Consider the following 25,301-nt stretch of genomic DNA (forward strand, 5'->3'; position numbering starts at 1 on the left):
CGCGTTGAGGCTAAGCCGCCGCCTCGATCTCGACGACAATCCTGCCCGTCGTCACCTGTTCGCCCTCGGCAACGTCGATGGCCGACACCGTACCGGCGACACTAGCGGTGTGCACGTGCTCCATCTTCATCGCTTCCAAAGTCATCACGGGCTGGCCGGCGGCAACCTGCTCGCCCGGCTTGACCAGCACCGCGACGACGCGGCCGTTCATGGCGGCGCGGACCTTGCCGTCGCCATTGGCCCCCGAGGCGGCCTCGGGCGGCGCCAGCGTCAGATCGCGGACCGAGAGTGTGACGTCGTGATTGAGGATGTAGAGACGATCGCCGTCGCGCAGGAATTTCGCGCGGGCCATGAGGCTGTTGGTGCGATAGCGGATCGCGTCCAGACCGAGTTCATCGATCTCGAAGCGATGCTTGTGTCCCGCGACATCGGCGACGTAAGAGCCGTCGCGCTCGCGCACGATCTCGACCTCGCGGAGGCCGCGGCCGAGATCGATGCGCAATCCGAGCGGGAACGTCGCAGCGAGCGAGCGGCCGCTCCGCCACGACGGCGCGTGCGGATTGGTGACGTAGAGCAGCAGCGCCGCGAGCGCCGCATCCGCGCTCCCGTCGGCGCGCGGCGCCAGCAGTTCGCTCCGATGCGCTGAGATGAACGACGTCGTTGCCTCACCCCTGCCGAAGGCTGGATGGCGCAGGCAGGAGATCAGAAAGCCCTGGTTGGTGGTGACGCCGAAGGCTTCGACCTGCTCCAGCGCAACGATCAGTTTGCTGCGGGCTTCGCGCCGGTCGGCGCCATGGCTGATGATCTTGGCGATCATGGAGTCATAAAACGGCGGGATCTCAGAACCTGACTGCAGCGCATGCTCGACGCGGACGCCTTCCGGCATCTGCCAGCGCGCCATCCTGCCGGATTGCGGCACGAAGTCATGGTCCGCGTCCTCCGAGCACAGCCGCACCTCGATCGCGTGGCCGGAGAATGTGATGTCCTCCTGCTTCACGCCGAGCGGCTCGCCGCGGGCGACACGCAACTGCAGCTCGACCAGATCGAGCCCGGTGATCGCCTCGGTGACGGGATGCTCGACCTGCAGGCGCGTGTTCATCTCCATGAAATAGAAGTCGCCGTTGCCGTCGAGCAAAAATTCCAGCGTGCCGGCGCCCTCGTAGCGAAGCGCCTTCACCGCCTGGACCGCGACGGCGCCCATCCGCGCCCGCAACTCGGGCGACACCGCCGGAGACGGCGCCTCCTCGATCAGCTTCTGGTGCCGGCGCTGCACCGAGCAGTCGCGCTCGCCGAGATGGATCGCGTTGCCATGGCGGTCGCCGAACACCTGGATCTCGATGTGGCGGGGATCGACGATCGCGCGCTCCAGGATAACCGTCGCATCGCCGAAGGCGCCCAGCGCCTCCGAGCGCGCGCTGCGCAGCGCATCCGGGAACGACGCCGCGTCGGAAACCAGCCGCATGCCGCGCCCGCCGCCGCCAGCGACCGCCTTGATCATCACGGGAAAGCCGATCCGCCTGGCTTCCGCCAGCATGACCTCGTCACTCTGGTCGGCGCCCTGATAGCCGGGCACGCAGGGCACACCGGCCTTTTGCATGATCTCCTTGGCGCCCGCCTTGTTGCCCATCGCGCGGACCGCTTCCGGCGACGGGCCGATGAAGACGAGGCCGGCGTCGCGACAGGCTTGCGCAAAATGCTCGTTCTCGGCGAGGAAGCCGTAGCCGGGATGCACGGCGCCGGCGCCGCTGGCCTTGGCGGCGGCGATGATCGCATCGATGTTGAGATAGGATTGCGACGGTTGCGCCTCGCCAATGCGGACCGCGTGATCGGCCTCGCCTACGTGCAGGGCATCACGGTCGGCATCGGAATAAACGGCGACGACGCCGTAGCCGAGTCGGCGCGCGGTGCGCATGATCCGCAGCGCGATCTCGCCGCGATTGGCAATCAGGACCCGATAGAACATCCCGCCCCCTTCACGACTCATGGCCGCGCCACCGAGAACTGCATGCGCTGAGGATTGCGGGCTTCCGCCTCGCGGCAGATCGCAAGCACCTCGCTGAGGACGCTGCGGGTGTCGCGCGGATCGATCACGCCGTCGTCGAGCACGCGCGCGCTGGTGGAGAACACGTCCATCTGGCCGTCGAACACGCCGATGATCTCGGCTTTCATCGCGTCCAGCTTCTCCTTCGGGACCGGCTTGCCGCGGCGGGCGGCGGCGGCTTCGGTGACGATCGCCATGGTCTCGGCGGCCTGCTCGCCGCCCATCACGGCGGTCTTGGCATTGGGCCATGAGAAGCAGAAGCGCGGATGGAAGCCGCGGCCGCACATGCCGTAATTGCCGGCACCGAACGAGGCGCCGCAATAGATCGTGATCTGCGGTACCGTCGCCGAGGTCACCGCCTGGATCATCTTGGAGCCGTGCTTGATCATGCCGGCTTCCTCATAGGCCTTGCCGACTATGTAGCCGGTGGTGTTGTTCAGATAGAGCAGCGGCGTGCGCGACTGGCAGCAGGCCTGGATGAAATGCGTCGCCTTGTTAGCGCCAGGCACATCGAGCGGGCCGTTATTAGTGATGATGCCGATCGCCTGCCCTTCGATGCGGGCATGGCCGCAAATCGTGGCCGAACCATAATTGGCGCCGAACTCGGTAAAATCGGAATCGTCGATGAAGCGCGCGATCGCCTGACGTATGTCGACGGGACGCTTGTGATCCATCGGCATGATGCCGAGCAATTCTTCCGCATCGTAGCGCGGCGGCTTGAACGACGCGCTCGCGGGCTGGCGCCGGTCCCATTCGAGGCTGGACATGATGTCCCGCGCGATCCGGATGGCGTCGCGGTCGTCCTCAGCGAGGTAATCGCCGAGACCGGAGATCGAGGTGTGCATCTCGGCGCCGCCGAGTTCCTCCTCGGTCGCGATCTCGCCGGTAGCGGCTTTGAGCAGCGGTGGACCGGCGAGGAAGGCGCGGGTGCGGCCGCGCACCATCACGATGTAATCGGATAATCCTGTCTGATAGGCGCCCCCGGCGGTGGACGAGCCATGCGTCACCGTGACCACCGGCAAGCCGGCTGCCGAGAGCCGCGCCAGGTTGCGAAAGATGTTGCCGCCCCTGACAAAATCCTCGACGCGGTAGCGCAACAGATTGGCGCCGGCGCTCTCGACGAGCTGCACATAAGGCAGCTTGTTCTCGAGTGCCAGTTCCTGCACCCGCAGCGTCTTGTCGAGGCCATAGGGCTGCAGCGCACCGGCATCGATGCCGGCATCATTGGCGCTGACCATGCAGCGGATGCCGGAGACGAAGCCGATGCCGGCGATCAGCCCGCCGCCAGGCACGCTTCTGTCCGCGTCCGCGACGTCGAACATGTAGCCGGCGAGCGTCGACAGTTCGAGGAAGGGCGAGCCGGGATCGAGCACCAGCGCCACGCGCTCACGCGGCAGGAGCTGCCCGCGCTTGTGGAAGCGGTCCTTTGCAGCAGCGGATACCGCGCGGGTGCGCTCTTCCAGCGCCCGCATCCGGGAGATCAGCGCCAGCATGCCGTCGCGATTGGCCTGGAAGGCGGCGCTGGAGGGCGAGATGGTGTTTTCGATGATGGCCATAGCTCAGCCTATTCCGTCATTCCGGGGCGTCCGAAGGACGAGCTATGATGTGCAATTGCACATCAGAGAATCCATCGGGCCGCGGACGCTCATGGAGAAATGGATTCTGGGCTCGCGCTGCGCGCGCCCCGGAATGACAGGGGTGTTCTTGGTAAGCATCATGCGCTTTTCGCTTCCGAGAAATACTCACTATACGCCTGCCGCAGTTCGACCTTGCGCAGCTTGCCGGTTGCCGTCATCGGCATTTCGTCGAGGATACGCACCAGCTTCGGCACCTGGAAGCCACCGAGATGCTTTCGGCAATGCTCGATGATGTCAGCTTCGCCAGCCGCAGCATTCGGCTTCAGCTTGACGAAGGCGGAGACGGCTTCGCCCCATTGCGGGTGCGGCAGGCCGACCACCGCGGCGTTCTGCACCGCGGGGTGTGCGAGCAGCGTCTCCTCGATCTTCACGGAAGCCACGTTCTCGCCGCCGGACTTGATCATGTCCTTCTTGCGATCGAGGAACAGCACCTCGCCATTGTCGTCGATCAGCGCGAGGTCGCCGGTGTGGTGCCAGCCGAACTTGCGCGCCTCTTCGGTCGCCTTCGGGTCCTTGTAATAGCCCATCATTACATTCGGCCCGCGATGCACGAGCTCGCCGATCTCGCCGCGCGGCAAGAGATTGCCGTTGTCGTCCATGATCGCGGTCTCGTTAACAACAAGCGATTCGCCCCAGTAATTGCCGAAGCGATTGAGCTGCACTTCGGGCCGCGACATCGTGGTCGCCGGATACATCTCGGTCTGGCCGCTGGAGAGCACGAAGTTTGGACACAGGTCGGCGATGGCGCGTTCGAGCAGCGGCTTGCCCATCGGTGCCATGGTGTAGATGCAGCAGCGCAAGCCCGAAAGATCGAATTCCCGCCGCCGCGGATGGTCGAGGATCGCCTGATACATCAGCGACAGCCCGACAAAGACGGTGAGCTTGTCGCGGACGATCGCCTCCATGCAGACGACAGGATCAAAGCCGCGCATCAGCGCCATGCGGCCGCCGACCGAGAGATAGCTGAGCAGCAGCACATGGCCGGCACAATGGAACAGCGGGAATTGTCCAGTGATGCCGTCATCGCGGGAGAGCTGCATCTCGATGCAATTGCTCATCACCGCCATTACCACGGCGAGGTGGCAGTGCATCGCGCCCTTCGGCCGCGACGTCGTGCCGGAGGTGTAGATGATCATGGCGAGATCGCGGTCGTTGATCTCGATCTCGGGTTCGATGTCGGATTGACCCTTAATGAGATCGTTGAAATTCTCAAGGCCGGTTGCCGCGACTTTTCCGGCAAGATCGATCGCGACCATCCCGATGCCGCGCTGTTCCAGCGTCGCGCGCCGGTCCGCTTGCGCATGCAGATTGTCGTCGATCAGCGCGAAGCGGACCTCGGCATGGCCGAGGATGTAATCCATATCGGCAGGCCCGAGCATGGTGTTGATCGGGACCCAGACGAGGCCCGCGCGGTGAATGCCGAACAGCGCTTTGACGAATTCGACCGAGTTGTTGCAGATGGTCGAGATTTTTTCGCCCGGCTTTAGACCCCGCTGCACGAGGTAGTTGGCAAATCGGTTAGCGTCACGCTCGAGCTCGGTGAAGGTGACGCGACGCGCGCCGTCGGTGAGCGCGACGCGATCAGGAAAGCGCCGCGCCGCGCGCTTGAGCAGATCGCCGATCGCCACCCGGCCGATCTGTCCCGGACCCGACACGCCGCCGGTTGCTGCGAGATCATCCATTGATTTGATTCCCTCCCCTCCACCCGCCGTCGTCATTCCGGGGCGCGCGTAGCGCGAGCCCGGAATCCATTTCGCCACAGGTCCATGCGGCCCGATGGATTCCGGGCTCATCGCTTCGCGATGCCCCGGAATGACAGCGGAGCAGCCCTAGTGCCTCACCCCGAAAATCTGCCGCGCTTCGGCGGGGCTGGCGATCTCGCGGCCAGCTCTGCGCGCGCAGGCGGCGATCGCCTCGATCAACTGGCCGTTGGAGGTCACCTTCGTGCCATCAGCCAGATAGAAGGTGTCTTCCAACCCGGTGCGCAAGTGCCCGCCGAGATCGGCGGCGCGCTGGTGCAATGGCCAGATCTCGGCGCGGCCGATCGCGGTGACCTGCCAATGCGCGTCCGGCGCCTTCAGCTTGAGCAGGATCGGCAGCAATTCCGGATCGGCCGGCATGCCCGAGGCAACGCCCATCACGAAATTATATTCGAGCGGACCGGAATACATGCCGGTCTGCCGGTACATGCCGACGCAGCGCACGATGCCGACGTCGAAACATTCGAATTCGGGAATCGTGCCGGCGTCCTTCATCACGTCGAGATAATCCTGCACCTTCTCAACCGCGTTATCGAACAGCATCGGCGGCCAGGCCCAAGTGTTGTCGGCCTTGACCTTCAGATAATTCAGCGAGCCGGCATTGCAGGCGGCGATCTCGGGCCTGGTTTCACGGACGCAATCGAGCGCGCCCTGATAGTTCGGGCCGGAGGTGCCCGTGGTGTGATTGATGATGACACCGGGGCAGGCCTCGCGGATCGCCTGCTGGATCTCCTTGCTGACGCCGACCTCCCAGGACGGCAGATGGCCCTTGCCAGGTGCCTGCTGGCGCAGATGGATATGCATGATGCTGGCGCCGGCGTTGAAGGCCGCCTTGGCCTCGCGCGCCATATGTTCCGGCGTCACCGGCACATTGTGCTGTTTTGGATCGGTCAGCACGCCGTTCAGCGCGCAGGTGATAACGGCCTTGTCGCTCATGCATCCAGTCCAAGGTGTTTGAATGGCTCAGTTTTTTGCATGATGCGCGATTTGGCCAGAGCCCTCTTGCGTTGACTGGCTATTGCCGCGGCGGCAGGCAGGTCGCCGTGGCAATAGCGCGCATGGAGGTTTGCTCTGAATCAAACCCGGACGCCGCGACAGGGCTATGAGTTTCCCTGGATTCTGGGAGACACGACATGGCCTACAAAGACCTCCTCTTGACGCTCGCGAGCTACCCCGAAACGACGCCGCCGGCGGCGATCGATCTTGCGACCGATTTCGCCGCCGCCGTCGGTGCCAAGATTTCCGCGATCGCCTGCGAGATCCGCGTCGCCGTGCCCGGCAGCTTCCTGAGCCCGGCGCTGCTCGACGTTCCCGGAATCGCCGCGACCGATGAAAAGAAATCACGCTTTCAGGCCGAGGCCACGCTCGCAGCGTTCCAGGCCGCCGCGGAAAAGCGCGGCGTCTTCGAGGAACGCATCCTGGAACGCTGCCTGACCTCCGAGCAGCGCGAGCTATTGATCGAGTATGCGCGGCTTCGCGACCTCACCATCATTCCGGTCCAGGACAATGCCCTGTTCGGCGCCTGGAATGCCGAGCCGATCATTTTCGAATCCGGACGCCCCGTCCTGCTGCTGCCGCAAAGCAGCCGCAAGCCGTTCATCCTGAATACGGCAACGGTGGCCTGGGATTTCAGCCGTCCGGCCGCACGCGCAGTCGCGGATGCGCTGCCGCTGCTCAAGCAGGCCAAGCGCGTCCACATCGTGACGGTGACCAATGAGAAGCGCATCGACACCAAGCGGTCCGGGCCGGAACTTGCCAAGCATCTCGCCCGTCACGGCGTCGAGGTGATCCTCGACACCGTCGATGCCGCGGGCCGCTCGGTCGCGCACGCGCTGGAGGCTGCGCTGACGAGCCATGACAGCGACCTTTTGGTCATGGGCGCGTTCGGCCATTCCCGCTTCCGCCAATTCGTGCTCGGCGGCGCCACGCTCAGCATGATGTCACACCCGCCGCTGCCCGTGCTGCTGTCGCACTGATGGCGGAAGGCGGCCAGCGACCGGCTGGACCCAGGAGTGAATTGTAGACGCTCTCTCCGTCATGGCCGGGCTTGTCCCGGCCATCCACGTGCCGGCGACACCAAAGGAAGACGTGGATGCCCGGGACAAGCCCGGGCATGACGATTAGGGAACCACCGCTTCCGTGAACGATCCGCTGCTGCGATAGATCGCGAGATCGCGCGAGCCGGAGAAGATCGCGCGCGGCTTCAGGCCGTAGAAGCGGCGGATCGAGTGGCTGAAATGGGTCGAGTCGGGATAGCCGATGTCCTGCGCCAGATGCGCCAGATTGATGTCCTGGTTGGCGAAATGCAACAGATGCCGCGCCCGCTTCCAGGCACGGAAGGAGCGGAACGAGATCCCGGTCTCCTCCTTGAACAGATGCAGGAAGCGCGAGGGCGACAGCGCGGCATCCGCCGCGCAATCCGCCGCCGTCACCGGCTCGCCGGAGAATTTGCCGATGCGCATGATGGCCCGCACCACGCGCGGATCAAGCACACGCTGCGGCAGCCCCTCTCCGAAGCACATGATGTCGAACTCGGCGTTCGAGAGGTTGTCGCTATATTGGCGACGTCCGAGCGCGGCATAGGCGGCGCGGATGCGGTCGGCGAAGATTTGGCTTTCCGAGCCCGTCAACAGCCTTGAGAACGACTCGAGCGCGCCGACGCGAACGCTCTCAGGCTCGATGGCGACGCAGATCGCCGAGCGATAGTCGCTCGCGATCGTGTGGCGCAGGTTCGGCATGGTCACGACGAGATCACCATAGGACTCGCGGCCATCGCTGGTCGCAAGGTGCAGGCGGCCTTTGATCGCGACATAGACATGGAATGCGCCCGGACAGCGCTCGCGCGGGCGGCCGAGCAGTCCGGCGTAAAACACCCGCTCCGGCGTGATCAGCATCAGATGGCCTACTTCGCGGGCCTGGTCGTCCATGGTGGTTCCTCCTCGCACGGCTCTTCCCGGCCGTTGCGGCGCCAACCATAGCCGAAATCTGGCTGAAGTCACCGTTACAATTGGGGCGAGGAAACGGCTCTCTCCGTCATTGCGAGCGAAGCGGAGCAATCCATGCCACCACGAGTGGAGAAATGGATTGCTTCGTCGCTGTCGCTCCTCGCAGTGACGGCCGGGGCGGGCGCTTTACCCACGCACCCGCGGCGCGACGTTTTGCTCCACGCCGGCCTTGCGTTCCGCCGCGACGGCCCGCTGGTATGCCTCGCGCTGCTGCAGCCGCGCCCAATAGGCTGCGACATTGGGACCGAAATCCTTGGCGAGCCCGATATTGTCGGCGAGCCGGAGTGCGTAGCCGATGGCGATGTCGGCGGCGGTGAAGCGGCCGGCGCACAACGTCTCGGCCTTGCCGGTTGCGGCCTCCACCGCCCGCAGACGGCCGAAGAACCATTTGGCGTAGTCGCCGGCCACTTGCGGATTGCGCCGCTCCTCCGGCTCGAGCTGGGCGTAACGCAGCACCAGAGTCTGCGGAAAGGTTAGCGTCGCATCGGAAAAATACATCCAGTTGAGGAAGGCACCGTAGGCGGGCTCGTCGGGTCCGACGATCAGCGGTGTCGGGCCATATTTGGTACCAAGGTAATGGCAGATGCCTGAAGACTCCGTCATCCGCGTCTCGCCATCGATCAGCAAGGGAATCGTGCCGAGCGGGTTGAGCGCCAGATAGTCCTTCGCGAACACCCGTGGCGGAAACGGCAGCATCTTGAGCTCGTAGGCCAATCCCATTTCCTCGAGCATCCAGAGCGGCCGGAACGAACGCGCGGCTTCGCAGTGATAAAGCGTGACCATCTCAGGCGCTTCCCTTCATGCTGGGCAACATACCCATCATCTTGCATAACACCATCAGCATCACCTCGTCGGCGCCTCCGCCGATCGAGGTCAGGCGGCTGTCGCGATAGGCGCGGCTGACTGGGGTTTCGTTCATGAAACCCATGCCGCCCCAATATTGCAGGCAGGCGTCGGTCAGTTCGCGCCCGAGCCGGCCCGCCTTCAGCTTCGCCATGGTGGCGAGACGGGTGACGTCCTCGCCCGCGACCAGCGCTTCGCCGGCACGATAGATCAGCGAGCGCAACAGCTCGACCTCGGTCTGCATCTCCGCGAGCTTGAAGTGCACCACCTGGTTGTCGAGGATCGAGCCGCCGAACGCCTTGCGGCCCCGGGTATATTCGATGGTCTCGTTGATGATGAATTCATGCGCCTTCAGGCAGGCGGCGGCGCCCCACAGACGCTCCTCCTGGAACTGGATCATCTGGTAGGTGAAACCCTTGCCCTCCTCGCCGATTCGGTTGCGCTTGGGCACCCGGACATTGTCGAAGAAGATCTGCGCGGTGTCGGAGGAGCGCATGCCCATCTTGTCGAGCTTGCGCGCGATGGTGACGCCCTTGCTCTTCATCGGCACGCAGATCAGCGACTTGTTGCGATGGACCTGGCCGTCGCTGGTGTTGGCGAGCAGGCAGATCCAATCGGCCTGCGTGCCATTGGTGATCCACATCTTGCCGCCATTGATGACGTAATCGTCGCCGTGGGAACGTGCATTGGTTTTAATCGAGGCGACATCGGAGCCGGCGCCCGGCTCGGAGACGCCGATACAGGCGACTTGATCGCCCGCGATCGCCGGCACCAGGAACTCGCGCCGCACCTCGTCGGAGCCGAACCGCGCCAGCGCGGGCGTGGCCATATCCGTCTGCACCCCGATCGCCATCGGCACGCCGCCGCATCTGATGGCCCCTAACTCTTCTGCCATCATCAGCGCAAAGCTGTAGTCGAGCCCCTGGCCGCCGAATTCGATGGGCTTGTTGAGGCCGAGGAAGCCGAGCGAGCCGAGCTTCTTGAACAGCTCATGCGCGGGGAAGATGCCGGCGTCTTCCCAGTCGTCAACATAGGGGTTGATCTCGGCCGCGATGAATTTCTGCAAGGCGCGGCGGGGTTCGTCATGGTCGGCGGTGAAGATCATGGTCCCTCTTGAGCTCCAATCAGCATTGTCTTGTCATTCCGGGGCGTCCGAAGGACGAACCCGGAATCCATTTCTCCGCCGGCGTATACGGCCCGATGGATTCCGGGCTCGCGCTGCGCGCGCCCCGGAATGACGGAGCGTGTTTAGTCACAATCCCATCTGCCGGCTGGCGAGGTCCTTCATGATTTCCTCGGTGCCGCCGCCGATGGCGTTGACCTTGACCTCGCGGTAGATGCGCTCAACCTTGATGCCGCGCATGAAGCCGGCGCCGCCGAAGATCTGCACCGCCTCGGAGGCGCAGAATGCCATGGTCTGGGTCGCCTGGTTCTTCATCATGCAGATTTCGGCGACCGGGCTTTCGCCCTGCTCCAGCCGCCAGGCCAGCATCTCCAGCATCGCCTGGGAGGCGGCGACCTTCTGCGCCATGTCGACGATCTTGTGGCGGATCACCTGGTGCTGTGCGATCGGCTTGCCGAAGGTCTGGCGCTCCTTGGCGTAGGCGATCGCCTCGTCGAGGCAGACGCGCGCGTAAGCCGTGCAGCTCGCCGCCATGCCCATGCGCTCGCTGTTGAAATTCTGCATGATGATCTTGAAGCCCTGACCCTCCTCGCCGATCAGGTTCTCGGCCGGCACCCGGCACTCGTCGAAATGCAATGTTGCAGTGTCGGAGGCCCACCAGCCCATCTTCTTCAGCTTGGTGCGCGACAGGCCGGGCGTATCGCCCTCGATCAGCAGCAGGCTGACGCCACCGGGCCCCTCGCCGCCGGTACGCACGGCGACCGTGAGATAATCCGCGCGTACGCCCGAGGTGATGAACGTCTTCTCGCCGCTGACGATGTAATAATCGCCGTCGCGGCTCGCCTTGGTGCGCAAGTTCGCGACATCGGAGCCGCCGCTCGGCTCGGTGATCGCGAGCGCGGAAATCTTCTCGCCCCGCAGCACTTCCGGCAGCACACGCGCCCTGACCTCGGGACGGGCAGCGCGCGCGACCGGCGGCGAGCCGATGGTGTGGCTCATCAGGCTCGCACTGATGCCGCCGGCGCCGGCCCGCGCCAGTTCCTGCGAGGCCACGATCTTCATGAACTGGTCGGCGGGAATGCCGCCATATTCCTCCGGGAAGCCCAGCCCGAGCAGACCGATCTCGGAAGCCTTGCGATAGAGCTCGCGCGGAAACTCGCCCGCTTCGTCCCACTCATGGGCGTAAGGCTCGATCTCCTTCTGCACGAAACGGCGCACCGCCTCGCGAAAGGCCTCGTGCTCGCTGCTGTAGAATGGGCTCGCCATCCCTCTGCTCCGTCGATTCCTGTGTCCGGAACGATGTCCGGAAATCGCCGCGCCAACTTGCGTCAAGTGGCTGCCGGCGGCGAATGGACGCCGATCCTACCCTCGGTCCAGCCACTAAACGCAAGACAGATTCCAGCCTCGGCCCGTCCACTGGTACCCTGCGGATCATGATCAGGCGGCGCCAGACCGCTTACCGTGGGAGGGACATGTGCCGGTTCGTTACTACGACTGGATCGCTCATCATGGCCTGAGGACACCTGACAAGGTCGCGATGGTCGACCTCGGCAGCGACCGACGCTTCACCTATGCGCAATCCGATGCGCGGATCTCGAGGCTGGCTGCGCATCTGCGCGATCAGCTCAAGGTCGCGCGCGGCGACCGGGTCGCGGTGCTGGCGCTGAACACATCAGACACGCTGGAAGTGCAGTTCGCCTGTGGGCGCCTGGGTGCCGTATTCCTGCCGCTTAACACCCGCCTCACGGTACCGGAACTGCAGTTCATTGTCGGCGACGCCTCGCCGAAAGTCATGATCCATGATGGCGACCTCGCCGAGACCGCGCTCAGTGTCGCCAGGCTCTGCAATGTGTCTTCGACCCTGCGGCTCGGCCCCGATGGCTCCTACGAGGCAGGCATCGCAGCGGCGCAGCCGATCGAGACATTCGAGCCCGTCACGCTCGATGACATCTCGACCATCATGTACACCTCGGGCACGACCGGGCAGCCGAAGGGCGCGATCATCACCCACGGCATGACGTTCTTCAATTGCGTCAATCTCGGCGGCCTCGCCTACATCTCGCCATCCTCGGTGTTCCTCTGCGTGCTGCCGCTGTTCCACACCGGCGGGCTCAATTGCTACACCAACCCGGTGCTGCATGCCGGCGGCACCGTCTTGATCATGCGCGCCTTCGATCCTGGCGAAGCCTTGCGGCTGATCAGCGATCCCACTGAGCGCATCAACGCCTTCTTCGGTGTGCCCGCGATCTACCAGTTCATGGCGCAGCATCCGTCGTTTGCGAGCGCCGATTTCGGCCGGCTGATCATCGGCGGCGTCGGCGGCGCACCGATGCCGGTGCCGCTCTTGAAGGTATGGGAAGCGCGCGGCGTGGCGCTGCAGCAGGGCTATGGCATGACCGAGACCTCGCCCGCGGTGATGGCGCTCGACCGCGAGGATGCCGCGCGCAAGGCGGGCTCCGCCGGCAAGCCGGTGCTACACACGGAAGTGCGGATCGTGCGTCCCGATGGCACCGACGCTGCCGTGGGCGAACTCGGCGAGCTCTGGGTCAGGGGGCCGAACATCACGCCGGGATACTGGAACCGGCCCGACGCCAACGCCTCCTCCTTCACCGACGGCTGGCTGCATACGGGCGATGCGACGCGCGTCGACGAGGAGGGCTTCTACTACATCGTCGACCGCTGGAAGGACATGTACATCTCCGGCGGCGAGAACGTCTATCCGGCCGAAGTCGAGAACGTGCTGCACCAGATTCCGGCGCTCGCCGAGGCCGCGGTGATCGGCATTCCCGATGAGCAATGGGGTGAGGTCGGCATGGCGATCGTCGCAGTGAAGCCGGGGCAGACGCTGACGCCGGCGGATATCCACGCCCATTGCACGGCCAATCTGGCGCGCTTCAAATGCCCGCGCATCATCGAATTCGTCGAGGCACTGCCGCGCAATGCGACCGGCAAGATCCACAAGCCGACGCTGCGCAAGCAATTCGCCGAGCAGAAGCCGACCGGTCTGGCGCAAGCTTCGTGACGTGACACGCTGACAGGTTTCGCCGCCGCCTGCCGGGACCGGTGGCGATTTTCGTGCGTTCGTCCCCAACCACAAAAAGCCCGAGGAAATTGCTTTATGCAGAACAAGAAAATCGCTTTGCTTGCTGCCGTCGCGGCCTTCTCCCTGCTCTCGACCCAAGCCGCATTCGCGCAAAAGAAATACGACACCGGCGCCTCCGACACCGAAATCAAGATCGGCAATGTCGAAGCCTATAGCGGCCCGGCTTCGGCCTACGGCATCATCGGCAAGACCGAGGAAGCCTATTTCAAGATGATCAACGACCAGGGCGGCGTGAACGGTCGCAAGATCAACTGGATCTCCTACGACGACGGCTATTCGCCGCCGAAGACGGTGGAGCAGGTCCGCAAATTGATCGAAGGCGACGAGGTGTTTTTGGTATTCAACGCGCTGGGCACGCCGACCCAGACCGCGGTGCAGAAATATCACAACGCCAAGAAGGTGCCGCAGCTCTTCCTCGCCACCGGCGCCAGCAAGTGGAACGATCCGAAGGATTTTCCATGGACCATGGGCTTCCAGCCCAGCTACCGGGTCGAAGCAAGGATCTTCGCGAAATATATTCTCAAGAACAAGCCCGATGCCAAGGTCGCGATTTTCTATGCCAATGACGATTTCGGCAAAGACTATCTTGCTGGAATCAAGGAGATCTTCGGCGACAAAGCCGCAAAACTCATCGTGGCCGAGGAGAGTTACGAGACCACCGAGCCCTCGATCGATTCCCACATCGTCAAGCTGAAGGGCACCGGCGCCGACGTCTTCGTCAACATCGCGACGCCGAAATTCGCAGCACAAGCGATCAAGAAGATCGCCGAACTGGACTGGAAGCCGATGCACCTGATGACCGACGTCTCGATCTCGATCGGCGCTGTCATGAAGCCGGCCGGTCTCGATGCATCCGAAGGCGTGCTGTCGGCGGGCTATCTCAAGGATGCGTCCGACCCGCAATGGAAGGACGATGAGGGCATGAAGAAGTTCATGGCGTTCATCGATAAATACATGCCGGGCGCCAACGTCACCGACACCAACACCGTTTATGGCTACGCCGCGGCGCAAACACTGGTGCAGGTGCTGAAACAGTGCGGCGACAATCTCACCCGCGAAAATGTGATGAAGCAGGCCGCCAGCCTGAAGGATTTCGCACCGGATACGCTGATCCCCGGCATCAAGATCAACACCGGCCCGAATGACTTCGCCCCCATCGAGCAGCTCAAGATGATGCGGTTCACCAAGGGGCCGTGGGAATTGTTCGGCGACATCATCAGCGCCGAGACGGGTGGTTAGTCGTGAATCGATGACGTCAGTCCTCCCTCTCCCCGTTCTTACGGGGAGAGGGTCGGGGTGAGGGGCGCCTCTCTCCGCGAGCACGCTAACAGATGAGTTCGCGGAGGCTCCCCCTCACCCGAAATTCAAGCTGCGCTTGAATTTCGACCTCCCCCCGCAAGCGGGCGAGGTGGGCCGGAGTGCGTGTCGTCCTTGAGATCGTGCGGACGGCTCCCCACTTGAACGAGTGGCCCAACAAAGCGAGCCGCCGATCGTGGAAAGCCAGATGCATTATCTGCCGATGACACCGGGATCGTTCTCGATCCTGGTGTTCCTGGCCCTGGTGCTGGTGATCCTGATCCAGCTCCGTATTCTCCGCTATGCCTATCTGAGCCTCGGTGTCAGTCCAGGAGCTGCGTTCCTTTTGCTGTTCGGCTCGCTGATCGGCAGCTATGTCAATATTCCGATCACGGAATTGTCGGGACCGCCGGTGAGATCCGGCGAGATCGTCGACTTCTTCGGCATGCGTTATGTCGTGCCGCTGGTGACCGCGCCCAGCACGATCCTGGCCGTGAATGTCGGCGGCGCGGTGATTCCGACATTCATGTCGATCTACCTGGTCGTCAGATACGAGCTCTGGGTCAGGGCCGCGATCGGCACCGCCATCATCGCCTTCATCGTCCATTGGCTGGCGACGCCGGTGCCGGGCATCGGCATCGCCGTGCCGGTGTTCGTGCCCGTTGTCAGCGTCGCGATCATCGCGCTCCTGCTCTCGCGTATCTATGCCGCGCCGCTCGCCTATATCGCAGGTTCAGTCGGAACGCTGATCGGCGCCGATATCCTCAACCTGGACAAGATCGGCAGCCTGGGCGCGCCCATCGCCTCGATCGGCGGCGCCGGCACGTTTGATGGCGTGTTCCTGACCGGCATCCTCGCGGTGTTGCTCGCCGCCATCGTTTCACCCTCGCCGCTGCACCGCACTTCGTAGCGCGTCGCTAACCCGGCAGGAAGATCGCGAACGGTTCGTCGACGGTGCGGCGCAGATGCTCGCGATAGAGCGCGTAGTTCTCGTCATCGGGCGAGACCCGCCCGACCGAGGGATTGGCGATACTCCTGATCGGCACGAATGCGATCGGAGCTGCGATCGGCGTCAACAGCGAGCCGCGGCCGGCGAGCAGGGTGGTGATGATGCCGTACATCTCGCCGGTGTTACGCGGCCTGGACACCGTGATCAGGCGATGCTGGCCGTGCCGGTTGGTGACGAGATAGACGAAGCCGGACTGGTTGGGGACGGCGACTTCGCCGAACTGGGTGTAGGCGGCATCCAGCCGCTCGCCCTCGCGAAAAATCAGCGACGAGACGGCGTCATCCCAGGCGATCTCGGTGCGATAGGCGTAGACCGCGTCCTTGGCCCCGAACGAGGGCCGGACGGTGAGATAGGTGCCCTCGATCCACTGCACCGCCCGCCGCGAATAGGCCCCCAGCCCGTCGGGCGCGACTTCGCCATTGACCACCGGCATCGCCGGCGCCGGCTGGACCTTGCGCAAGGAGACGCCGAGTGCCTGTTCGAGCCGCACCGTGGTCTGCAGCGTGAACGGGCGGCGCCCGCCCAGCACCTTTTCCAGCGTCGACAGGCTGAGCTTGGCCTGCTCGGCCAGCGCCTGCCGCGAGATGCGCCGGCGCGCCAATTCCTCGCGGATCAGCTCCGCGATCTGCCGACTTTGTTCCTCGGAAAGCTGCTTGTCCGGCGTCGGCATCGTCACCCCATGCTGATTCACGCCAACTCTACCAGACCGTACATTTCAGCACAAAACCGCACAAAGCCGCCGACGGCGCGGCGTACGGCGCCTGCCGCGGCTGAACAATGCCGATCATTCTGCTCGCGCCTCGACGCACTTTCCCGAAGATTTTGCGTATCCAAGACGTCCCTCGGGAGAAGGAAATGACGACGTGCGATTGTATCGCGACCGGCCGCCCGCGCCTGTCGCGCAGGATGCGAATAGCGCTATTCTTTCTGGCGGAAGGCATTGTCGCGCTCATGATCGGGTTCGCAGCACTCTTTGTGAACTTCGCGCCCGCCCGGTCGGCAGAGATCAAGCCACCGGCAGCGTACATCAAGCCGGGCGATGCCCGTTCCGGGTCGCTGCTGCTGAAGACCGACGAGGGTTATGACGACGCCGTCAGGCTCGGCACGGATGTCGACCTCACGGTGTCGGGCCCCACCATCCGCGCCCGCGTCACGCAAATTTTCCGCAACCCAACCAAGGATTGGGTCGAAGCGGTCTACGTCTATCCGCTACCGACGGGCGGCGCAGTCGACACGCTGAAGATGGTGGTCGGCGATCGCATCGTGGTCGGCGACATCAAGGAGCGCCGCCAAGCGCGCGTGATCTATGAGCAGGCCAAACGGAACGGCCAGAAGGCCGCGCTGACCGAACAGGAGCGGCCGAACATCTTCACCAACTCGGTCGCCAATATCGGCCCGGGCGAGACCGTGCTGGTGCAGATCGAATATCAGGAGCCGGTGCAGCAGTCCGGCAACGAATTCTCGCTGCGCGTGCCGATGGTGGTAGCACCACGCTACAATCCCGCGCCGATCGTGCAGAGCGTCGACCTCCGCCCCGATGGCGGCGGCTGGGGTGCAACGAAGTCCGATCCCGTTCCCGATCGCGACCGCATCACGCCGACGGTGCTCGACCCGGCCAAGCATGCGCCGGTCAATCCAACCAACATCACCGTTCGCCTGCAGGCTGGCTTTCCGCTCGGCGAGGTGAAAAGCCATCATCACATCGTGAAGATCGAAGACGTCGACGATGCGACGCGGCTCATCAAGCTCGCCGAGGGGCTCGTGCCGGCGGACCGCGATTTCGAACTGACCTGGAAGCCTGCCGCCGAAAAGGCGCCATCAGTCGGCCTGTTCCGCGAGCATGTCGGCGACGCCGACTATCTGCTCGCTTTCGTCACCCCGCCTGCCGTCATTGAGGCCGAGCAGAAGCCGCGACCGCGCGAAGTGATCTTCGTCATCGACAATTCCGGCTCGATGGGCGGCACCTCGATCGTGCAGGCAAAAGCGAGCCTGATTTACGCGCTCGGACGGCTGCAGCCGAACGACCGCTTCAACGTGATCCGTTTCGACGACACCATGGACGCGCTGTTTCCATCAGCGGTGCCGGCCGACAGCGAGCATCTCGGCCGCGCCACCGCCTTCGTGAGCGCGCTGCGGGCCAATGGTGGCACGGAAATGGTGCCGGCGATGCGGGCGGCGCTGACAGACCGTTCGGATGGTGATTCCGATCATGTCCGCCAGGTCGTGTTCCTGACCGACGGCGCTGTTGGCAACGAGCAGCAATTGTTCGAGACGATCACGGCGATGCGCGGCCGCTCGCGTATCTTCATGGTTGGCATCGGCTCGGCGCCCAACACCTATCTGATGACGCGCGCCGCCGAGCTTGGCCGCGGCGCCTTTACCCACATCGGCTCCACCGACCAGGTCGAGGAGCGCATGCGCGCGCTGTTCGCCAAGCTCGAGAATCCCGCGGTGACCAATCTTTCGGCCAAATTCTCCGAGGCGCATGCCGAGATCACGCCGGCGATCCTTCCCGACCTCTATCGCGGCGAGCCGCTGGTGCTGGCGGCTAGGCTCGACAAGCTCGCAGGCTCGGTCGAGACCAAGGGCCGCATCGGCGATCGCCCCTGGCTCGTGACGCTGCCGCTGGCGAACGTCGCCGAAGGCAAGGGCCTGTCGAAGCTGTGGGCGCGGCGCAAGATCGACGATGCCGAGGTTGCGCGCACCACGCGGCAGGCGAGTCCTGACGATGCCGACAAGACCATCCTCGCACTGGCGCTCGAGCATCAGCTCGTGACCCGGCTCACCAGCCTGGTTGCGGTCGACAAGACTCCGAGCCGGCCCGATGGCGAGCCGCTGAAAGTGAGCGAATTGCCGCTCAACCTGCCCGCCGGCTGGGATTTCGCAAAGGTCTTCGGCGATGGCCCGCAATTGCCCGTGGCACCGATCGAGCGGCGCGCGGAAGGCGATGGCCGGGTGCAGCTCGCGGCCCTGAAACGCCCGGCAGTGGTGCAGGCGCCCGACACGGTCAAGCTGCCGAAGACCGCGACCGACGCCGAGTTGAAGATGATCGCGGGCGCGATCCTGCTCACGCTCAGCCTGCTCCTGTTCGCATTCATCCGGCGTCAGAACTTCGCCCACTGACGCCGAATGCCAAGAGGAGGCGCCCCCACCTCCTCTTGGCGCGCGCGGCCTCCCGTCCCGAAGGCCGCGCGCGGGACTTTATCCACACTCGTCATTGCGAGCGCAGCGAAGCAATCCATGCCACCACTTGCGGAGAGATGGATTGCTTCGTCGCTGCGCTCCTCGCAATGACGACGGAGTATCGGTCAAATGTCGCGTTTCCTTGCCCCCTTCCTCCTCGCCCTTCCCGGCCTTATCCTGTTCGGCCAGGGCGCCTACATCCACGCCAAAGCCCTCCTCGCTCAGGTCCTGCTCGAACGCGCCTTCACCAAAACCATCGCGACCGGGCATCCGACGAAACCATGGTCATGGGCCGATACCTGGCCGGTCGCACGCATCGAGGTGAAGCGGCTCGATGCCAGCACCATCGTGCTGGCGGGCTCCAGCGGTCAGGCGCTCGCCTTCGGCCCGGGCCATGTCGAACTCACACCCGACGCCGGCGAACGCGGCGTTGCCGTCTACTCCGCGCATCGCGACACCCATTTTCGTTTCCTGAAAGATGTCGTCATCGGGGACGCGATCGATATCACCCGCAGCGACGGCAAGACCTTCCGCTATCGCGCCGACAGAAGCTCCGTGGTGCGCTTCGATGCCTTCGGCATCGATCCGCTCTCGAACGAATACGAGCTGGTGCTCTCGACCTGTTGGCCATTCGACGCGCTGACATCGGGGCCGGAACGCTATCTCCTGCACGCGACGATGATCGAATCCGGCTCCTCGCGGATGACAACACCGTGAATATTGTCCGCGCGGTGGGATATCGCATCAAAGCGTAGCGGCATGCAGCCAAGGTGAGTTGCCACGCCGCGCAGGGCTCAATAGAAATAGCAAAAAAACATGGCGCACAGTGTTCGCTGCAGCGCCACAGGAAACGACAAGGCAGAGTCCATGGAAGCTCAATTCAGCCCCGCGTCTGCTCCGACTGAGAAATGGTCGCCGTCGCGTGATGCCAGCGACGTGGTCAAGCAGATTCATGCGATGCTGCACCCGCGCAACATCGTGCTGGTCGGCGCCACCGACAAGCCCGGCAATTACGCCGAGCGGATCTGGAACAACCTGATCAAATACGGATACCGCGGCGGGCTCTATCCGGTTAACGCCAAGCGCGAGACGATCTGGGGCGTCACCTGCTACAAGGATTTTGCGAGCCTCCCCGACAAGCCAGATCATGTGCTGGTGCTGGTGCCGGCGCGCTTTGCGGTGCAGGTGATCCGCGATGCGGCTGCCGCCGGCGCGCGCTCGGCGACCATCGTCACCTCCGGCTTCAGCGAGTTGCAGGACGAAGAAAGTCAACGCCTCGCGGTGGACTTGAAGAAGGCGGTGCACGAGACCGGGCTTGCCGTTACCGGACCAAATTGTCTTGGGAACCTGAGCGCCGGTGAAAACCTCTTCACCAATATCGACGACCGCATCGTCACGATGGAAGCCGGGCCGGTGGCGATCGCCGGCCAATCCGGCGCGATCGTGATGGCGATCCGCCAGACGTTGGAGGATCGTGGCGTCGGTGTCGGCTACATGGTGACGACCGGCAACGAGAGCGGGCTGACCACGCCCGACCTGATGACCTATTTCGCCACTGACCCGAGCATCCGCGTCATCGTGGTGTACCTGGAGGGCGTGCGGAACACGAAGGCGTTCCGCGATGCCTGCAAGGCCGCGCGTGCCGCCGGCAAGCCGGTGATCGCGCTCAAGCTCGGCGCCTCCGAGGGTGGCCGCGCCGCGGCGATGGCGCATACCGGCGCACTCGCCGGCTCGATCGAAACCTTTGACGCGATCTCGACCCGCGAAGGCGTGATCCGCGTCCGTGGCCTCGATGAATTGATCGAGACCACCGAATGCTTCGTGCATGCCGACCTGCCGAAGGGCAACCGGCTCGCCGCGGTATCGCTGTCCGGCGGCAAGCGCGGACTGCTGATCGATGCGTTCTATGCGGCCGGATTGAACTTCGCGCCGCTCAGCCCGAACGCGACCGAGCAACTCGCCAAGATGCTCGGTCCCGGCAGCATTGTCGGCAATCCGCTGGACGCCGGCTTTGCCGCCGTGGTCGATCCCTCCGTCTACATCAAGTCGATCAAGATCATGATCGATGACCCTGATACCGACATCGTCATCATCGACGCCGAACTGCCGAAGGCGCCGCATGAATTGCGTGAACGCAATCTTCGCATCGTCAACGAGATGGCTGCCAAGGCGGGCAAGCCCGTGATCTATATCAGCGCGATGTCGATCGGCTTCACCGAGCACACCAAGGCGCTGCGCAAGACGCTGCAGAGCGTCGCCGTGCTGCAGGGGCTCGACCGCGCGGTCGGCGCGATCAAGTCGCTGATCGAATACGCGCAGCTTCGCAAGGAAGTACCTGATATCGTCTCGAGCTCGTCAGCATCCGCGCGCGCGATGCTGGAGAAGGCGCTGAACGGCGCCAACGGCACGGCTGCGCTCGACGAGGTCGCGTCGAAGAAGCTGCTCAAGGCGTACGGCATTCCGATCTCGAAGGAGGAGATCGCGCAGACGGCAACTGAAGCTGCGACGATCGCCAGGAAGATCGGCTTCCCTGTGGTCGCCAAGGTGGTCAGCCCTGATATCCTGCACAAGTCCGATATCGGCGGCGTGGTGCTGAACCTCAACAGCGCGACCGAGGTGAAGAAGGCGTTCAACGACATCACGGCGCGGGTCAGAAAGCTGAAGAACAAGCCGAAGCTCGAGGGCATCCTGATCGCACAGCAGGTCAAGGCCGATCTGGAGCTCGTGGTCGGTGCCTCACTCGACGCCGAGATGGGCCCCGTGGTGCTGTTCGGCACCGGCGGCATCGACATCGAACTATTGAAGGACGTCGCGCTTGCCGGCGCGCCGCTCGACGCGGAAGAAGCAAAACAGCTCATCGCGAAGACAAAAGCCGGCATCAAGCTGAAGGGCTATCGCGGCAGGCCGGCACTGCACGAAGCCTCCGCCGTGAAGGCGCTGGTCGGGCTCTCCAACCTGATCGCGGATGCCGGCAACCGCATCGCCTCGATCGACATCAATCCGTTCCTGATCAACACGAAGCTGGGCGTTGCGGTGGATGCGCTGATCGTGCTGAACAACGCCGCGGCAAATAAAGCGGCGGGGCATTGATCTCTTCTCGTCATGCGCGGGCTTGACCCGCGCATCCATCGAGAAATGAGTCTTGTGGGAAGGATGGATTGCCGGGTCAAGCCCGGCAATGACGCCAGGAGCTAGAACCCCGCGCCCCACTGCCTTGCGGTCTGCAAGATCCAGTCGCGATACAGCGTCAGTGGCGTGACGCCGGTGATGCCGCCGCAGCCGGCGGCACTGTTCGGCCCCGTCGACCAGCTGATGACGCCGATGATCGCAGGCCCGGTCTGCTTATCCTCGAATACCGGGCCGCCGGAATCGCCGGTGCAGGCCCCCAGCCCGTCGTGCGCGCCCTTGGCGAGCGGATCAACTAGGCGGATCTGCAGCGTGCCCGGCTGGCCGGTCGCGATCAGGCCTGCGACGCGGACCATGCCGCCGCTTTTGCCATCGCCGCGCACGGTGACGCCGATCCCTGCGATGGTGAAGCGGCTGCCGACGACAACCGGAATGTTGGGCGCGCCGAGCGCGGCGGGCGCTTTGCCGGCGGCGGACGCGGCAAGCTGCAGCAGCGCGACGTCAGCCGTGGCGCGATGGGACGTCATGGCGTCCATCCTGAACGCGGGATGGATCGCGATGCTCTTCACATCCTTCAATTGCGGTTGCCGGTCCGGGCCATATTCGACGATCTTGTAGTCCGCGCCGGGCTGCACGCAATGCGCCGCCGTCAGCACCACCTTCGGTGCGATCAGCGCGCCGGTGCAGAAATTGCCGCGCGAGCCGACGATGGTGATGACGGAGCGGCCGACGCCTTCGGCAGACGGCACGCCGCCGCCGACAATGGCGGAGGCCGGCGTGGAGGCGAGCAGCGCGAGCGCTGCCGATATCGCGAGCAAGGCTTTCATGGGCACAGCAATAGCTTGCGCCGCGCGCATCGCCAAGCCGGCGGATTCTGGCTGGCTCCGTAAATCGATCCATGTTAGCGGCTCGGTCAACACACATAACGGCAGGCAGCAGGAAATGATCGAGGCAGTGATCTGGGATTTCGGCGGCGTCTTGACCACCTCGCCGTTCGAGGCATTCACCCGGTTCGAGACCGAACGCGGCCTGCCCGCCGACATCGTCCGCCGCACCAACGCCGCCAACCACCTCGAAAACGCCTGGGCGAAATTCGAGCGCGCCGAGATCGATATCGAAACCTTCGATATGCTGTTCGCCGCCGAATCGCTGGCGCTCGGCGCCGAGGTGCGCGGCAGGGACGTGCTGCCGCTGCTGCAGGGCGACCTACGCCCTGAAATGGTAGAAGCGCTGAAGCGCATCAATGCCAAATTCAAGACCGGCTGCATCACCAACAATCTGCCGGCGAACGCGATCGGAAGCAGAAGCGGCCGCACACTCTATGTCGCCGAGGTGATGGCGCTGTTCGATCACGTGATCGAGTCCGCCAAGATCGGCCTGCGCAAGCCCGATCCGCGCATCTACAAGCTGATGGTAGAAACGCTGAAGGTCGATCCGAGCAATTGCGTCTATCTCGACGATCTCGGCGTCAACCTGAAGCCCGCGCGCGAAATGGGCATGACCACAATCAAGGTGGTCAGCGCGGACCAGGCGATTTCCGAGCTTGAGGCGGCAACCGGGCTGGTATTGCGCTAGGCACGGACTTCTCCCTCTCTCCGCCCTGTTCTTACGGGGGAGGGTTGGGGTGAAAGACAGCCTGCGCAAACACCGTGACAGATGGACTCGCGGAGAGTTCCCCTCACCCGAAATTCAAGCTGCGCTTGAATGTCGACCGCTCCCCGCAAGCGGAGCGAGGTGAGACCGAGCGCGCTTGCAACGCCAACGAGTCATTCGGCCTTGATCTTGGCGGCGCGGATGATGTTGCCCCAGCGTTCGGTCTCGGACTTGATGAAGGCGCGGAAGTCCTCGGGCGAACCGCCTTTGACTACGGCGCCCATCTCGCGAAGGCTGTCCTTCACCTTCTGATCGGCGAGCGCGAGATCGATTTCCTTGTTCAGCCGCGACACGATCTCCTTGGGCGTGCCGGCCGGAACCAGGAAGCCCCACCAGACGGTGGCCTCGACACCGGGGAAACCGGCCTCGGTGACGGTCGGGACATCCGGCAACAGCACCCGTCGCTCGCGCGAGCTGACGGCGACGGGACGGAGCTGGTTGGCGCGGATCTGCGGCATGCCCTGCACGGGATCGACGAACATGAAGGAGACGCGGCCGGCTATGATATCGACCATCGCCTGCGCGCCGCCCTTGTACGGCACATGCAGCGCCTGGATGCCGGTCACCTGCTTGAAGATCTCCGCCGCAAGATGGCCCGAGGTGCCGGCGCCGGCGGAGGCAAAGGTGAGCTTGTCCGGCGTCGCCTTGGCCATGTCGACGAGGTCCTTGACCGTCTTGGCCACGAATTGCGGCTGCACCACCAGGATCAACGGCGAATAGCCGACCAGGGCGACCGGCTCCAGGTCCTTCTCCGCGTTGAACGGCATGCTGTCGAACAATGCTTCATTGGTCGCGAGGTTGTTGGCAGCGATCAAGACGTTGTAGCCGTCGGGATCGGACTTGGCGACGAAGCCGGTCGCGATATTGCCGCGCCGGTTCACGGCAACTCCCACATGCTGATGCAGGACAAGAACAATCTGCAGGTCGCCGACTGGCTGATCGACTGGCTCGCGACGCACGTCGAGAAGCGCGCCGCGAAATGACGCTCGCTTTAGAGGAGAAAGGGCATCGCTTTTTCCCGCACAAAGTGACGTAAGGCTCGGCGCGGCTATGCCAATTGTTGCGGGCTCAGGCTGCCGAGCCACATGCGGGCCGAGTGGATGTTGTGAAAGTCCTTGATCGCAATTTCCCGAGCCAGCTTCGAATGAATGCTTCCGATCGAGACCTTGCCGAAGAATGTCAGCGACACGGCAGTGGCAACGGCCTTGAGACCCGCCGCGCGCGCCCGCGGCAGCCAATTTTCCACGATCCACTTCTGATCTTCCGCGTGGACGATCGGCAGGTCCGAATCATCGCCCAGGATCCTGTCGGCGGCATGCTGCGTGAGCATGCCAAGGATGATCTCATGAACGAAGCGAAGCTGGGCGCTGGTCGCGTATTTCCGCCACACCACTGCGATGCAGGGTATGCTTTCGTCATATGAGAGCGAACAAATCGGGTTGTCGTGCGGACTGTTCAACAAGTGGATCCCATCGATGGATTCGGTTTCGATGATCCGCTTCAGCTCCGCCAGCGCGCCCAT

At 64.0% G+C, this 25,301-nt stretch carries 20 protein-coding genes; 8 read left to right on the plus strand and 12 right to left on the minus strand.

All coding sequences use genetic code 11. The annotated features are described in order from the left end of the window. Nucleotides 1-10: 10 nt before the first annotated feature. The 4 genes from AC5ZGW_RS24570 to AC5ZGW_RS24585 form a co-directional block, all read right to left on the minus strand. Nucleotides 11-1,984 carry an acetyl/propionyl/methylcrotonyl-CoA carboxylase subunit alpha gene (locus tag AC5ZGW_RS24570; protein WP_130227322.1) on the minus strand — a complete coding sequence of 658 codons (1,974 nt, stop codon included), beginning with the start codon at nucleotides 1,982-1,984 and terminating at the stop codon, nucleotides 11-13. Next, a complete protein-coding gene (locus AC5ZGW_RS24575) occupies nucleotides 1,981-3,597 on the minus strand; it encodes an acyl-CoA carboxylase subunit beta (RefSeq protein ID WP_130227323.1) in 1,617 nt (538 codons plus the stop codon). Before AC5ZGW_RS24575 ends, AC5ZGW_RS24570 begins: the two co-directional genes overlap by 4 nt. A gap of 158 nt (nucleotides 3,598-3,755) precedes the next feature. Further along, nucleotides 3,756-5,360 (minus strand): AMP-binding protein, encoded by a 1,605-nt coding sequence (locus AC5ZGW_RS24580; RefSeq protein WP_130227324.1) that lies wholly within the window; start codon nucleotides 5,358-5,360, stop codon nucleotides 3,756-3,758. 147 nt (nucleotides 5,361-5,507) lie between these two features. After that, complete coding sequence (locus tag AC5ZGW_RS24585) at nucleotides 5,508-6,374, minus strand: beta-keto acid cleavage family enzyme (RefSeq protein WP_130227325.1); 867 nt, start codon at nucleotides 6,372-6,374, stop codon at nucleotides 5,508-5,510. A 197-nt stretch (nucleotides 6,375-6,571) separates the two neighbouring features. Here AC5ZGW_RS24585 and AC5ZGW_RS24590 point away from each other — a divergent pair, with 197 nt between their 5' ends. Continuing rightward, complete coding sequence (locus AC5ZGW_RS24590) at nucleotides 6,572-7,414, plus strand: universal stress protein (protein WP_496113973.1); 843 nt, start codon at nucleotides 6,572-6,574, stop codon at nucleotides 7,412-7,414. 144 nt (nucleotides 7,415-7,558) lie between these two features. On the opposite strand, the gene AC5ZGW_RS24595 is transcribed toward AC5ZGW_RS24590, so the two are convergent. The 4 genes from AC5ZGW_RS24595 to AC5ZGW_RS24610 form a co-directional block, all read right to left on the minus strand. Next, entirely contained in the window at nucleotides 7,559-8,365 is an 807-nt protein-coding gene (locus AC5ZGW_RS24595) for a helix-turn-helix domain-containing protein (protein WP_130228109.1), read from the minus strand. A 204-nt stretch (nucleotides 8,366-8,569) separates the two neighbouring features. Beyond that, on the minus strand, nucleotides 8,570-9,226 hold the full coding sequence (locus tag AC5ZGW_RS24600) for a glutathione S-transferase family protein (protein ID WP_130228110.1): 657 nt from the start codon (nucleotides 9,224-9,226) through the stop codon (nucleotides 8,570-8,572). Nucleotide 9,227: 1 nt separating this feature from the next. Beyond that, on the minus strand, nucleotides 9,228-10,391 hold the full coding sequence (locus AC5ZGW_RS24605) for an acyl-CoA dehydrogenase family protein (protein ID WP_130228111.1): 1,164 nt from the start codon (nucleotides 10,389-10,391) through the stop codon (nucleotides 9,228-9,230). Nucleotides 10,392-10,538: 147 nt separating this feature from the next. Then, complete coding sequence (locus AC5ZGW_RS24610; protein WP_130228112.1) at nucleotides 10,539-11,675, minus strand: acyl-CoA dehydrogenase family protein; 1,137 nt, start codon at nucleotides 11,673-11,675, stop codon at nucleotides 10,539-10,541. A 208-nt stretch (nucleotides 11,676-11,883) separates the two neighbouring features. Here AC5ZGW_RS24610 and AC5ZGW_RS24615 point away from each other — a divergent pair, with 208 nt between their 5' ends. From AC5ZGW_RS24615 to AC5ZGW_RS24625, 3 genes are all read left to right on the plus strand, one after another. Beyond that, the gene (locus AC5ZGW_RS24615) at nucleotides 11,884-13,431 is read left to right on the plus strand and encodes an acyl-CoA synthetase (protein ID WP_130228113.1); all 1,548 of its coding nucleotides are present in this window, start codon (nucleotides 11,884-11,886) and stop codon (nucleotides 13,429-13,431) included. Between the two features lie 96 nt (nucleotides 13,432-13,527). Further along, nucleotides 13,528-14,751 carry an ABC transporter substrate-binding protein gene (locus tag AC5ZGW_RS24620; RefSeq protein WP_130228114.1) on the plus strand — a complete coding sequence of 408 codons (1,224 nt, stop codon included), beginning with the start codon at nucleotides 13,528-13,530 and terminating at the stop codon, nucleotides 14,749-14,751. A gap of 253 nt (nucleotides 14,752-15,004) precedes the next feature. Next, nucleotides 15,005-15,718: a DUF1614 domain-containing protein gene (locus AC5ZGW_RS24625; RefSeq protein ID WP_130228115.1), complete on the plus strand. Its 714-nt coding sequence runs from the start codon at nucleotides 15,005-15,007 to the stop codon at nucleotides 15,716-15,718. 7 nt (nucleotides 15,719-15,725) lie between these two features. Here AC5ZGW_RS24625 and AC5ZGW_RS24630 read toward each other — a convergent pair whose 3' ends face one another. Next, the gene (locus AC5ZGW_RS24630; protein WP_130228129.1) at nucleotides 15,726-16,487 is read right to left on the minus strand and encodes a helix-turn-helix domain-containing protein; all 762 of its coding nucleotides are present in this window, start codon (nucleotides 16,485-16,487) and stop codon (nucleotides 15,726-15,728) included. A gap of 185 nt (nucleotides 16,488-16,672) precedes the next feature. On the opposite strand from AC5ZGW_RS24630, the gene AC5ZGW_RS24635 reads away from it, so the two are divergent. From AC5ZGW_RS24635 to AC5ZGW_RS24645, 3 genes are all read left to right on the plus strand, one after another. Continuing rightward, nucleotides 16,673-18,940 carry a marine proteobacterial sortase target protein gene (locus AC5ZGW_RS24635; RefSeq protein WP_130228116.1) on the plus strand — a complete coding sequence of 756 codons (2,268 nt, stop codon included), beginning with the start codon at nucleotides 16,673-16,675 and terminating at the stop codon, nucleotides 18,938-18,940. Nucleotides 18,941-19,129: 189 nt separating this feature from the next. Next, complete coding sequence (locus AC5ZGW_RS24640) at nucleotides 19,130-19,717, plus strand: class GN sortase (protein ID WP_130228117.1); 588 nt, start codon at nucleotides 19,130-19,132, stop codon at nucleotides 19,715-19,717. A gap of 150 nt (nucleotides 19,718-19,867) precedes the next feature. Further along, nucleotides 19,868-22,090 (plus strand): acetate--CoA ligase family protein, encoded by a 2,223-nt coding sequence (locus AC5ZGW_RS24645; RefSeq protein WP_130228118.1) that lies wholly within the window; start codon nucleotides 19,868-19,870, stop codon nucleotides 22,088-22,090. Nucleotides 22,091-22,191: 101 nt separating this feature from the next. Here the strand turns inward: AC5ZGW_RS24645 and AC5ZGW_RS24650 are convergent, their stop codons facing one another. Then, nucleotides 22,192-22,953: a S1 family peptidase gene (locus AC5ZGW_RS24650; protein ID WP_165435397.1), complete on the minus strand. Its 762-nt coding sequence runs from the start codon at nucleotides 22,951-22,953 to the stop codon at nucleotides 22,192-22,194. Between the two features lie 115 nt (nucleotides 22,954-23,068). Between AC5ZGW_RS24650 and AC5ZGW_RS24655 the strand changes: the two genes are divergently transcribed. Further along, nucleotides 23,069-23,701, plus strand: coding sequence for an HAD-IA family hydrolase (locus AC5ZGW_RS24655; protein WP_028167274.1), 633 nt, complete (start codon nucleotides 23,069-23,071; stop codon nucleotides 23,699-23,701). A 191-nt stretch (nucleotides 23,702-23,892) separates the two neighbouring features. Here AC5ZGW_RS24655 and AC5ZGW_RS24660 read toward each other — a convergent pair whose 3' ends face one another. Next, the gene (locus tag AC5ZGW_RS24660) at nucleotides 23,893-24,660 is read right to left on the minus strand and encodes a tripartite tricarboxylate transporter substrate-binding protein (protein WP_207231085.1); all 768 of its coding nucleotides are present in this window, start codon (nucleotides 24,658-24,660) and stop codon (nucleotides 23,893-23,895) included. Nucleotides 24,661-24,827: 167 nt separating this feature from the next. Next, nucleotides 24,828-25,301, minus strand: a complete 474-nt coding sequence (locus AC5ZGW_RS24665) for a hypothetical protein (protein WP_130228120.1) — start codon at nucleotides 25,299-25,301, stop codon at nucleotides 24,828-24,830.

Source organism: Bradyrhizobium sp. Crot121 (assembly GCF_059512385.1).

Coding starts and splice junctions, on each gene's coding strand:
- AC5ZGW_RS24570 (WP_130227322.1), bottom strand. CDS start 1,984: ATGAGTCGTGAAGGGGGCGGGATGTTCTATCGGGTCCTGATTGCCAAT.
- AC5ZGW_RS24575 (WP_130227323.1), bottom strand. CDS start 3,597: ATGGCCATCATCGAAAACACCATCTCGCCCTCCAGCGCCGCCTTCCAG.
- AC5ZGW_RS24580 (WP_130227324.1), bottom strand. CDS start 5,360: ATGGATGATCTCGCAGCAACCGGCGGCGTGTCGGGTCCGGGACAGATC.
- AC5ZGW_RS24585 (WP_130227325.1), bottom strand. CDS start 6,374: ATGAGCGACAAGGCCGTTATCACCTGCGCGCTGAACGGCGTGCTGACC.
- AC5ZGW_RS24590 (WP_496113973.1), top strand. CDS start 6,572: ATGGCCTACAAAGACCTCCTCTTGACGCTCGCGAGCTACCCCGAAACG.
- AC5ZGW_RS24595 (WP_130228109.1), bottom strand. CDS start 8,365: ATGGACGACCAGGCCCGCGAAGTAGGCCATCTGATGCTGATCACGCCG.
- AC5ZGW_RS24600 (WP_130228110.1), bottom strand. CDS start 9,226: ATGGTCACGCTTTATCACTGCGAAGCCGCGCGTTCGTTCCGGCCGCTC.
- AC5ZGW_RS24605 (WP_130228111.1), bottom strand. CDS start 10,391: ATGATCTTCACCGCCGACCATGACGAACCCCGCCGCGCCTTGCAGAAA.
- AC5ZGW_RS24610 (WP_130228112.1), bottom strand. CDS start 11,675: ATGGCGAGCCCATTCTACAGCAGCGAGCACGAGGCCTTTCGCGAGGCG.
- AC5ZGW_RS24620 (WP_130228114.1), top strand. CDS start 13,528: ATGCAGAACAAGAAAATCGCTTTGCTTGCTGCCGTCGCGGCCTTCTCC.
- AC5ZGW_RS24630 (WP_130228129.1), bottom strand. CDS start 16,487: ATGCCGACGCCGGACAAGCAGCTTTCCGAGGAACAAAGTCGGCAGATC.
- AC5ZGW_RS24635 (WP_130228116.1), top strand. CDS start 16,673: ATGACGACGTGCGATTGTATCGCGACCGGCCGCCCGCGCCTGTCGCGC.
- AC5ZGW_RS24640 (WP_130228117.1), top strand. CDS start 19,130: ATGTCGCGTTTCCTTGCCCCCTTCCTCCTCGCCCTTCCCGGCCTTATC.
- AC5ZGW_RS24645 (WP_130228118.1), top strand. CDS start 19,868: ATGGAAGCTCAATTCAGCCCCGCGTCTGCTCCGACTGAGAAATGGTCG.
- AC5ZGW_RS24650 (WP_165435397.1), bottom strand. CDS start 22,953: ATGAAAGCCTTGCTCGCGATATCGGCAGCGCTCGCGCTGCTCGCCTCC.
- AC5ZGW_RS24655 (WP_028167274.1), top strand. CDS start 23,069: ATGATCGAGGCAGTGATCTGGGATTTCGGCGGCGTCTTGACCACCTCG.
- AC5ZGW_RS24665 (WP_130228120.1), bottom strand. CDS start 25,301: ATGGGCGCGCTGGCGGAGCTGAAGCGGATCATCGAAACCGAATCCATC.